At 64.2% G+C, this 12006-nt stretch carries 3 protein-coding genes; all 3 read right to left on the reverse strand.

All coding sequences use genetic code 11. The features are described from left to right. Positions 1-85 precede the first annotated feature (85 nt). Positions 86-865: a heme ABC transporter permease gene (locus tag AC07UC_RS24675; RefSeq protein ID WP_494907696.1), complete on the reverse strand. Its 780-nt coding sequence runs from the start codon at positions 863-865 to the stop codon at positions 86-88. 236 nt (positions 866-1101) lie between these two features. Next, the gene (locus AC07UC_RS24680) at positions 1102-2874 is read right to left on the reverse strand and encodes a glucan ABC transporter ATP-binding protein/ permease (RefSeq protein WP_140768018.1); all 1773 of its coding nucleotides are present in this window, start codon (positions 2872-2874) and stop codon (positions 1102-1104) included. Positions 2875-3246: 372 nt separating this feature from the next. Further along, the gene (locus AC07UC_RS24685; RefSeq protein WP_494907697.1) at positions 3247-11829 is read right to left on the reverse strand and encodes a glycoside hydrolase family 94 protein; all 8583 of its coding nucleotides are present in this window, start codon (positions 11827-11829) and stop codon (positions 3247-3249) included. Positions 11830-12006 lie beyond the last annotated feature (177 nt).

Genomic DNA, 12006 nt, shown 5'->3' on the forward strand with positions numbered 1-12006 from the left:
TTGCCGCACAGCAACATAGCGGCAACTCCTAATGAAACGAGCACCAGGCGCGTGACTATTGCTCCGGCGGCAATTCGGGTGGCAATCAGGATGAGCCAGCCGTCACATCGTGCCTCTCGGCCTGCCGTGCGGCGACCCTGCGCATGGCGATGACCCTGCGGCGGCGTATTTCCGTACGCATTGCCATCAAGTGCAGCGCGAAGAACAGCACCGTGAAGCCGATAGCCATGACCAGCAGCGGCCAGAGCAAGCTGGGATCGATGGTCGGGCCATCCATCCGGAACACCGAGGCCGGCTGGTGCAGCGTATTCCACCAGTCGACCGAGAATTTGATGATCGGGATGTTGATGAAGCCGACCAGCGTGATGATGGCGGCGGCCCAGGCGGCGCGGCTGGCGTCGTCGAGCGCGCGGGTCAGCGCGATGATGCCGAGATACATCAGGAACAGCACGAAGACCGAGGTCAGGCGGGCATCCCACACCCACCAGGTGCCCCACATCGGCTTGCCCCAGATCGAACCGGTGATCAGCGCAAGTGCCGTGAAGACCGCGCCAATGGGTGCCGCCGATTTCAGCGCGACATCGGCCAGCGGATGGCGCCATACCAGCGTGCCGAGGGCGGAAACCGCCATCAGCGTGTAGCACATCATGGCGAGCCAGGCGAAAGGCACGTGGATGTACATGATGCGGACGGTGATGCCTTGCTGGAAATCCTCGGGCGCGGTGAAGCTAATGTAGAGGCCGACGGCAAGGATGACTGCGGCGATCGCCGCCAGCCACGGCACGACCCTGTCCACCAGCGCGACGAAGCGCGTCGGGTTGGCAAGGTCCATCCAGCCGCTCAGGCGTGAAGTCGTGTCGCTCATGTGAGTTTACATAGACCGCCGGCGCGATTGGGGCAATCGAGCGGTGGTGTCGCAGGCGTGGAAGCGCCTTCCTTCTCCCCTTGCGGGAGAAGGTGGATCGGCGCGTCAGCGCCGAGACGGTTGAGGGGTGTTCCAGCGGAGTGAGAGGTTAGCGTTCCCTGGAACACCCCTCATCCGACCCTCGCTTCGCGAGGCCACCTTCTCCCACAAGGGGAGAAGGAAGAAGCGTCATCCGCTCAGGCGGCCTCGCCCTGCACGGAGCGGCTGAGGCGGCGGACTTCTTCGTCGTTGAGCAGGCCGCCGGCGCGCAGCAGGCTGGCGAAACGGCCGTTGCGCAGCGACAGTTCGGCGAAGCCGCCCATTTCGACCACCCTGCCCTTGTCCATGAACACGACCAGATCGGCGTCGCGAACGGTGGTCAGGCGGTGCGCGATGATGAAGGTGGTGCGGTCGCGCCGCAGTTCGTCGATCGCTTCCTTGACGCGGTCCTCGGTCTCGACGTCGAGCGCGCTGGTCGCCTCGTCGAGCACCAGGATCGGAGCATCCTTCAGCACGGCACGGGCAATGGCGATGCGCTGGCGCTCGCCACCCGACAGCTGGCCGCCACGCTCGCCGACCACCGTGTCGTAGCCATTGCTCTTGGCCAGGATGAAGTCCTGCGCGGCAGCCGCGACGGCGGCGGCATGGATCTCGTCATTGCTCGCATCGGCGCGGCCGACACGGATATTGTCCTCGATCGAGCGGTTGAGAAGCCCGGCGTCCTGGAACACGGTGGCGATCGAATGGCGCAGCGACTTGCGGGTCACGGTGCGGGTATCGATGCCATCGATCAGGATACGGCCGCTGGACGGCGAGAAGACGCGCTGCAGCAGATTGATCAGCGTGGTCTTGCCGGCACCCGTCGGTCCGACGATGGCGACCGTCTGGCCGGCCTGGACCTCGAAGGACACGTCGCTGACGCCTTGCCCCGAATTGGCGAATTCGAAGCTGACATCCTCGAAACGGACATGGCCGGTGACGTTGGTGAGATCGCGCAGGCCATCGGGCTCCGCGGCATCGGCGGCCGAATCCTCGAGCTTGTAGAAGTCCTCAAGCTTGGCGCGGGCCTCGGAGATCTGGTTGGCGAAAGCCGACATCTGGTCGAGCCGCGAGATCAGCAGCGTGGCGAAGCCGGTGAAGGCGATCACGTCGCCGACGCGCAACTGGCCATGCGTGACCAGATAGGCGCCGATCAGAAGCACCACCATCATCGAGATCGTCGACGACAGGCGATTGAGCGCATTGGCGATGGCCCACCAGTCGAGCACTGGGTTTTGCGCGTCGAGCAGGTTCTTGACGTAGCGGCGCAGCGTCTCGGCCTCATGGCCCAGACGGTTGTAGCTCTGCAGAACGGCGACGTTGCTCACCGAGTCCGTCACATGCGCGAACACCTTGTGGTAGTGACGCTCGACGGCGGCCTGGCCTGCCTTGGTGCGCTTCATGACCAGCCGGCCGATGCAGACATAGAGCACGCCGAGCCCGAGCAGTACCATCGACATGCGCACATCCATGCTGAGCGCCGTGGGCACCAGCAGCACGAGTGCAACGGCGGTGGACAGATGCTGGCGCATGAATTCGAGCCACAGGCTGAACAGCGTCTCGACGGCGCGCAACAACGTGTGCAGCGCGTTGGAAGTGCCACGCTGATGATGCCAGGCGAGCGGCATGGTGATAACGCGTTCGAAGGACTGGCACAGCACTTCGCTACGCCGGGCGTGGGCAAAGCGGTCGGCGCCGCGCGCCACCAGGACGAAAGCGATGACATTGAAGGCGCCCAGGCCGGCCCATACTGCAAGCGTGGAGAATACCGAGCCGTGCTCGGAAATCGCATCGATGACCCGGCCAAACATGATCGGCTCGAGAATGGCGATGGCGGCAAGGGCGACGTTGGCCGAACAGATCAGCGCCACACGCTTCTTGTCGGCGGCCAGATAGCCCAGCGCTCTCCAATAGATCTGCAGAAGTGACACTTCAGCTACTCCGCCAACTCTCTATTGTGCCCAATACCAGTATTGTGCACTGCACCATTCCCTGACACGTAACGGTTGATGCGTCGCAAAACAATGCCCGTCTATCGCTTCCGTTCCCATTTAGCGAACAAAAGATGACGACGATACGAAATCTGACGTGATCACCTAACGGTTTGAGATAAAAGGTGAAATGCCAGCCTTGCGGCAAAATCATGGCAGCGGCGGAGCACTGCCACATTTTTAATCACAACAGGCTCGCATGGCCTGGTTTGGGAGCGTCTGGCGGACGCCTTCACGGGTCGTGTGCAAGTAACGAGGGACCGCGTCGCGCGTCCCGAAGGACGCGCGATCTGTCGATTTAAGCTACTGATTTTACGCCGGTATCTTGACCACGACCTCGGTCCGAGTGCCGGCTTTGGGCTCGAACGAAGCGGACTTTGTTTTCGAACCATCGACTTCAAGCGAGATCGTCTTGGTCTTTTTGTCGCGAATGACATCAACCTTGATCTCGGCGCCAAGCATCTTGAGCGTGGCGTGGTAGCCATCCCAATGGCTGGGCAGTTTCGGCCGGAACGTGATCTGCTTCCCGCGCCGTTCGATGCCGAGGATGCCCTCGACCGCCGCCCGGTAGAGCCAGCCCGCCGAGCCGGTGTACCAGGTCCAGCCGCCGCGCCCGCCCTTGTCCTCTCCGGCATAGATATCCGCCGCCACCACATAGGGTTCGACGCGATAGTGTTCGGTCGAGGCCTCGTCGATTGCGTGGTTGACCGGGTTCAGCATCGAGAAGCAGCGATAGGCTTCGTCGGTCTGTCCCATCTCGGCGAGCGCGATGACGAACCACGTCGCAGCGTGGGTGTACTGGCCGCCATTCTCGCGCACACCCGGCGGATAGCTCTTGATGTAGCCGGGGTCTTTCTGTGTCTTCGAGAAGGGCGGCGTGAACAGTTTGACGATCTTGAGCTTGTCATCCACGAGCAGGCTGGTTGCCTGCCGCATCGCCGTCGTCGACCGCGCAGGGTCGCCCTCACCCGAAAGCACACTCCAGGATTGGGCGATAGAGTCGATCCGGCACTCTTCGGACGTGCGTGAGCCCAAGGGCGTGCCGTCATCGAAGCTGCCGCGCCGGTACCATTCGCCGTCCCATGCCGTGCTTTCAAGCGCCCGCTTCAGCGCATCGGCATGCTTTGCCCAGGCCTGCCCGCGCTTGCTGTCGCCCTCGGCCTTGGCGACGGTGGCGAAGTCGCCCAGCGTCTTCAGCAGGAACCAACCCAGCCACACGCTCTCGCCCTTGCCGTGTTCACCGACACGGTTCATGCCGTCGTTCCAGTCGCCGCCAAGGATCAGCGGCAGGCCGGCAGGACTGCTGCGCTTGATGGCAAGGTCGAGCGCCCGCGCGCAATGGTCGTAGAGCGACACCGTCTTCTTCGAGATTTCCGGGGTGAAGAAGGCATCGTGCTCGCCCTCGCCCAGCGCCTGCCCATCGATGAAGGGCAGCTGCTCCTTCAGGATCGCGGCGTCGCCGGTCACCGTCAGGTAGCGCGCCGTGGCGTGGGCCAGCCAGACCACGTCGTCGGAGATCATCGTGCGCACACCGGCTCCGGTGCGGGGCAGCCACCAATGCTGCACATCGCCCTCCGGGAACTGACGCCTCGCGGCGTTGAGGATCTGGTCGCGCGCCAGCGTCGGATCATGCGCCAACAGCGCCAGCGTGTCCTGCAACTGGTCGCGGAACCCGAAGGCGCCACTTGCCTGATAGAAGGCCGAGCGGGCGCGGATGCGGCAGGCAAGGCTCTGATAGGGCAGCCAGTGATTGACCATGGCGTCGAGCCCCTTGTCCGGCGTCTCGACCTGGATGGTGTCGAGGAAGCCGCGCCACTCGCGCTCGTTGTCGGCCAGGCGCTGGTCGAAATCCTTGTCCCGATGCCTTTGCACCAGCGCGCTCGCCTGCGCCGCAGAATCGGCATCGCCGAGCAGCCAGAGCAGCGTGACGTCGCCGCCGGCCGGGATCTCGATGTCGCGGGCGATCGCCGCGCAGGGATCGTCTCCGGCCTCGACGCGACCCGACAGCGCCGCGCCGCTCAGCACCGCCTGCGGCAGCTCGCTGGACCCGTGCCGGCCGAGGAACTCGGAACGATCCGCCGTCACCGAATGAACAGCGGCATCAGCGGCGAGGAAGGCCACGCGCTCGCTGAAATCGAGCCCGTAGGGGTTTTGCGCCAGCAAAGCGCCGGTCGCGCTGTCACGGGAGGGAACGATGGTCGCCGCGGTGCGTGACCGGTGCCCGCCAAGCACCCATTCGGCATAGGCATAGACGCGCAGCCGCGCCGGTACCGAGCCGGAATTCTGGATGCGCAGCCGCGTGATCTTCACCGGATCAATGGGGTCCACGACATGGGTCAGGTCCATCGACAACGGCCCGCGCTTCGAGCGGAACGTCGAGAAGCCCTGCCCGTGCCAGGCCTCGTAGGTCATCGAGGGATCGCGCACCATGGCGGCGAGCGGCGAGAACGCCCTGCCGCTGGCCTGATCGTAGATATAAATGCCCTCGCCCGGTCGGTTCGAGACCGGATCATTCGACCACGGCGTCAACTGGTAGTCGCGGCTGTTGCGGCTCCAGCTGAAGGCGGCACCCTCGGCTGAGGTGTGGAAGCCGAACGAGGCGTTGGAGACGACGTTGATCCAGGGCTGCGGCGTGCTGCGCCGGCCAGCCAGGCGCACCACATAGTGCCGTCCGTCGCCGTCGAAGCCGCCAAAGCCGTTCCATTGGTTGAGGCCGGTGCCGTCGGCGCTGACATCCGCCACGGCCTGCGAGGCGAATGCATGCGCCGCTGGCGCCGGAATCTCGCGTAGCGTCGGCAACCCGGCCGGCACAAGCGCGTCGCGCGCCTGCAAGGCGGCCGCCTCGGCCCGCTCTATCTGATCGAAGATGGTGCCGTTGCGCGTATGCAGCACCACCCGGGCGACGGCGAGCAGCGTCTTGTAGGTGGTCTCTTCCATCAGGTCGCGGCGCACCGCGAAAATGTGCTGGCGGGGGCCTAGTTCCTTGCCGCGCAGACGGCTGTTTTCGCACAGCGTCTCGACTGCCCGCTGCAGGTCCTGGACATAGGACGAGGCCTGCTCGTTGACGACGACGAAGTCGATCATCATGCCGCGGGTGCGCATATATTCCTGGAAGCGCAGCGCCTGGGCGACGATTTCCAGGTCGGCTACGTCGCCGATCCTGACCAGGAAGATCGGAAAATCGCCCGAAATGCTGGTCGGCCACAGGCTCGACTGCTTGCCCAGGCCCGAAGCGATGGATTCGGCCGGCAGTCGCAGGAACGCATCGGGATAGATCAGATAGCGTGCCAGTTTCTGCACATTGGCGGCATCGGTCAGGCTGAGGCCCATATGGCGGGTCTGCACCTGGCTCCGCGTCCAGGCAAGCATCGCCTGGCGGGCAAAGCTCTCCTGATGGTCGAGCCGATTGATGGCCTCGTCCAGCTCGGCGCGATTGGCCCCGACCACGGTCCAGAAGGTCAGCGATATCTTCTTGTTGGCGGGCACGCGCACCTGGCGGCGGAGCGAGGCGATGGGATCGAGCGTGAAGCCGGAATGGCCGCCGAGTCTCGCGCCTGGATCGAAAGCGGCGGCATCGACGATGGAGCGGCCACGGCCGATGAAGGCACGCCTGTCGGTCTCGGCCTCCGCATCGCGCGCCGGTCCGGACGGATCGGTGACGAAATGCGCCAGGGTGATATCAGGCTCGCTGGTTTCGCGCTTGCGGCGCGTGGCGAAGATCGCGCCGTTGTTGGCGGCGATTTCGGTCTCCACGAACATCTTCGAGAAGGCCGGATGCGCGTTGTCGGAAGCCTCCGAACCCAGCACCAGTTCGGCGAAGGACGTCACCTCGATGTGACGATCGGATGTGCTTTCATTGTATAGCGTTATGCGACGGCCTTCGCCATTGCCTTCGGAAACGACGATGCATTCGACTTCGGAGCGCAACGTGCCGACCGATTTGACGAAGCTCGCCTTGTCGTCGGAAAACAGGGTCTGCACCTTCTCCTCGGCCGCGCGCTTGGGCTCCGCCGTTGCCGACCACCAGTCTCCAGTGCTGACGTCACGCAGGAAGATGTAGGAGCCCAGACGGTCCTCGACCGGATCCGGCTGCCAGCGGGTCACGGACAGATCGCCCCAGCGGCTGTAGCCGGAACCGGTCGCGGTCACCATCACCGAATAACGGCCGTTCGACATCACATTGGTCGATCGCAACGCCCGCAACGGATCGAGCACGATGCGGGTGTCGGGGCTCTCGGTCTCGGTCTCGTCCTTGGCTCGCTCGTCCGCTTCGGTCCTGACGGTGGCGGTCGGGATGTCGCGCGGCGCCCTTTCCTGCAGCAGCAATTCAGCCGATTCAATAACCGGATCGCTGTGGAAACGGTCGCGCAGGCGACCCTCGAAGATCGCGTCGGCAACCGCCGCGATCGACATGCCCGAATGGTGCGCATAGTAATTCAGCACGACCGCGTGGTTGGTCCCTTCAGGCACGCGCTGCGGCGTGAAATCGACCGCATCGTAATAGCCATGAGGGCCAAGCGCACCGATCTCGCGCAGCCGGGACAGGTTCTGCACGGCTTCGCGCGGGTTGAACTGCGCCGCCAGGATGGTGGCGTAGGGCGCGATCACCGTGTTCTGGCCAAGGCCGCGCTTCAGCCCAAGCCCGGGCACGCCGAAATTGGTGTACTGATAGGTCAGTTCCCGGTCGCGGGCATTGTAGGCCGCTTCCGAAATGCCCCACGGCACGTTCTTCTGGCGGCCGTACTGCATCTGGCGCTTGATGATCAGCTTGCTGGTCTGGTTGAGGATCGAGCCCTGCGGCTCCTTCATCACCAGCGGCGGCATCAGGTACTCGAACATCGAGCCCGACCAGGACATCAGCGCGCCCTGGAAGCCGATTTCGACGATTGGGCGGCCGAGCCGGAACCAATGCTCGGTAGGCAGGTCGCCCTTGGCGATGGCGAACAGGCTGGTCAGCCGCGCCTCGGAGGCGAGAAGGTCGTAGCAGCTCTCGTCGAGCTGGTGCTCCTCGACCCGGTAGCCGATCGACAGCAGCTTGCGTTCCGGCCGCATCAGGAAGGCGAATTCCATCTCGAAGGCGAAGCGACGCGTACGCTCGCGCAAGGTCAGGAGCTTGGCGCGCAGCGCCTCGACGGCGTTGTCGTCGCTGTGGGCGTCGTGGACATGCGCCTCGCAAGTCGCTTCCAGCCTTGCCGCCCAATCGACGATGACGTCGCTCTGTGCCGACACTGCCTCGGTGTGGATGGCGGTGGCCAACTTGCGGATCTCGCCCGCCAGCACGGCAAGGTTGATGGTGCGGATCGAGGCCATTTCCGGCTGCGCCTTGATCGTCTCCACGGCACGCCGCATGCCGTCCAGGCGGTCAACCAGGCGCTGGCGCAAGGGCCGCAACTGGCGGCGATCGTCAGGCAACTCGTCGAGGCTTTCGCTCAGAATGGTCACCGTGTCGAGAATGCCTTCGAAATCGCCCTGGAGGTGAACGGAAGGCGCTTCCGCCCACTCGGCACAGGCGGCTGCCACCGCCACCAGGTGGCCAGCGAGATTGCCGCTGTCGACAGCCGAGATATAGAGCGGGTAGAGCGGCTTCAGCGTCGTGGTGTCGTACCAGTTGAAGAGATGGCCGCGGTGGCGCGGCATGCTCTCGATGGTCGTCATGGTGGCGTCGATGCGGGTGATGGCATCGGACAGGCTGATCCAGCCGAAATCGCGCGCCGAGACGACCGACAGCAGGTAGACACCGACATTGGTGGGCGAAGTGCGCGGTGCCACGACCGGTGCCGGGCTTTCCTGGAAATTGTCCGGCGGCAGATTGTGATGCTCCGCCGTGACGAAGCTTTCGAAATAGTGCCAGGTGCGCCGCGCCACGGTGCGCAGCGCGTGGATGTCGGCCTGCGATATGCGCAGGCGGTCCTCGGTTTCGGCCGAGCGGCTGATCCAGCTGGCGATCGCCGGCGATCCGATCCAGAACAGGGCGAAGAAGAAGGCGACGAAGGCGCCGGTGGAATCGGCCAGCACCGGAATGGCGAGGCCGACGAAGCCGATGATCACGGCGCCGTACATCATGCCGTAATAGGAGCCGACATCATTGTCGCCGGCCTTGTGCGCCTGCGAGGCGGTGCGCCATTCCAGAAGGTTCTGGCGGCTGACGAACAGCCGGTAGAGCGTACGCACGATGGCATCGCCCATCATCCAGGCATTGTGCGCCATCAGCACGATCTTGAGCGCCACCATCGCGGTGCCGAATGCGACGTCGCGCGCGAGCGCCGAGAAATGGCCGCGTGGCGTCTGGTCGCCGCTCTTGGGCAGGATGGCGTTGACGACGTCGAAGGTCGGCGCCATGAACAGGCTGAGGATCAGCAGCGCCTGCCACTGCGCGGCCTGCGTGAAGGGCAGCAGGGTCCAGCCGGCGATCGCAGCCATCACCCAGAAGATCGGCGTCAGCGAGCGGCGCAGGTTGTCGACCATCTTCCAGCGCGACAGGGCCGGGACGCCGGAGCGCGGATCGAGGATATAGCCCAGAAGCTGCCAGTCGCCGCGTGCCCAGCGATGGTGGCGCGAGGCGTCGACCGAGTAGCGGGTCGGATAGTCCTCGACCAACTCGACGTCCGTGACGAGCGCCGCGCGCGCCAGCGCGCCTTCGAGCAGATCGTGGCTGAGGATGGTGTTTTCCTCGATGCGGCCCTGCAGGGCGGCCTCGAAGGCATCGACGTGATAGAGGCCCTTGCCGGTGAAGGAGCCGTCACTGAACACGTCTTGATAAAGATCCGAGACGGCGAAGACATAGGGGTCAAGGCCACGATTGGCCGAGAACACGCGCTGGAAGAACGAGGCCTCGTCGCCTGATGTCAGCGAAGCGGTGATGCGCGGCTGCAGGATCGTGTAGCCGGCGGTGACGACGCGCCTGGTGGCGTCGAAATGCGGGCGGTTGAGCGGATGACAGAGCTTGCCGACGAGGCTCGCCACCGCATCGCGGGTCGTGCGCGTGTCGGCGTCGAGCGTCATCACATGGACGACTTTTTCCGGCAGCGGCACATCCAGCGGCAGGAAGGTCGTATCGCTGTCACCACGCAGCAAGAGGTCGAGCTCATGCAGCTTGCCTCGCTTGCGCTCCCAGCCCATCCAGGACCCTTGAGCCGCGTTGAAGAGCCGGCGGCGGTGCAGGATGTAGAAACGCGGCGCGCCTTCCGAGGGATAGCGGGCGTTGAGACGGGCGATCTCGGCACGGGCGTATTCGAGGATCTCGGTGTCGGCCGCATCGATCTCGATCTTGCTGTCGGGCCAGTCCGACAGCAGCGCGAAATGGATCTCGTCCACCAGATTGGCCAGGTAATGCACTTCGATGTTGCGGATGTTTTCCTCGACATCGTCACGCGAGCCGATCAGTGAGGGGACGACCACAAGGGTGCGCGCCTCGGGCGGCACGCCGTGCCTGTAGTCATAGCCGATCAGGCGTGTCGGCTTGAGGAACAGCGAGACCACGGTGTTGAAGAAGGCGAGCGCGCCCTCGCTCGCCGGCACGGCAAACAGCGCCAGCATCAGGACGATCGAGGTTACCGAGAGGCCGAGGTTAGCCAAGGCATTGCCGGTGAGGACAAGAAGCAGGGCGGTCAGCGCGAAGACCGGCAGGACGATACCAAGCCATCCGGTCTTGGCGAAGGCCCGCTTGACTGTCTGGCTGATCGTCGGCCGATAGCCGATCGCCTTTTCCAACTCCAGACGGCGCGGACCGACGAGATAGAAACCGACATCGGTGTGAGTGGATGCCGGCGGCGTATCACCCTCTTCAGTGCTGCCCGATCCTGTCTCGCCGGTGGCGTGGCCGGCCAGTTCGATCGCCTTTTCGGCAACGCGGTATTCCGACAGGTTGGAGCGGCGCGCCAGTTCCTCGATCGCGGTCCGGTATTGGTCGCGGGAGAAGAAGTCGAGCGCGGCGAAATCGGTGCGTTCGCGCAACACGGTATCGATGCGGCTGACGCCCTCGAACCATACTGTCCAGTCGACGTCGTTGATGAGGCGCAGGCCGCGGATGATGTTGCCGGTCGTCACATTGCCGCTGGACAGCGTGTGATGCTCGGAGATGATGATCTCCTCGGCATCGGAGCCGGTCTTTTCGAGCTCGCCTTCCAGCCATTCCAGGGCCTTGCCGGCATTCTGCGACCCATCGCGCAGGCGATAGAGAAGCTGGGTGGCAAAGGTGGTGTCCTGCGCGTGGGCGCTGAAATTGGCCAGGATCGCCTGCCGGTCGGCGCTGTCGTCGGTCGCCAGCACCTTGTCGGCCACATCGTTGGCGATCTGGCGCATCTGGCGGGTGCGATTGACCCTGACCGCCAGCCGGCGGAGATTCTCGATCAGCACGAAGCGCAGAAGCGATGGCAGCGCCCAGAGTTCGCCGATCTTCAGCGGCTCGACCGACTGAAAGCCTTGGACGATAGACTTGAACATGGTCGCGGAGACGGAACTGTCCGAATGCGCGACATAGGTCCAGGCCAGCGCCAGCGCACGTGGCACGGTGCCGCCATCAGGCAGTTTCAGAGTCGGCAATTGCCGGTAGAAGCGGCGCGGCAGGTCGCGCTTGACCTGGAAAATGGTTTCTTCGACGAGGTAATTGTTGTCGAGCAGCCATTGCGCGGCCGGAGTGATCGTTTCGCCCTTGGCCTGCGCCGCATTGGTCGAGCGATAGACTTCGAGGATCTTCTTGGCGCTGTCGCGGATACGCGCCTGGAAGTCGAACGGAATAAGCCCGAAAAGGTCGGTGAGATCGCCTTTTGCCAGGCTTTCGCCGAGCAGCCGGAGCCGTTCCTCCGGCAGGAATGTCGACCTTATCGGCTCTTCCGTGATGGCCGGGAAGCTGGCGCTGGTCTTCTCGATCTGGGCTGGGTTCGTCTGAATATTCATTGAAAATTCCGTAAGCGGGCACTCAGCGGCGTCACCGCCACGGCAATGGCCCTAAAACCGGTTCAAATGCAATTGGTTGCATAATCCCACTTGCCGAAAGTTTGTTTCCGCACCGCGACAGGGCGTCATCTCTCGGCAAAATTCCAAGACGAGCGCCCCTCTTCCCGTCGAGATCGA

Source organism: Mesorhizobium sp. GW821-FHT04C10 (genome assembly GCF_059420305.1).

Coding starts and splice junctions, on each gene's coding strand:
- AC07UC_RS24675 (WP_494907696.1), bottom strand. CDS start 865: ATGAGCGACACGACTTCACGCCTGAGCGGCTGGATGGACCTTGCCAAC.
- AC07UC_RS24685 (WP_494907697.1), bottom strand. CDS start 11,829: ATGAATATTCAGACGAACCCAGCCCAGATCGAGAAGACCAGCGCCAGC.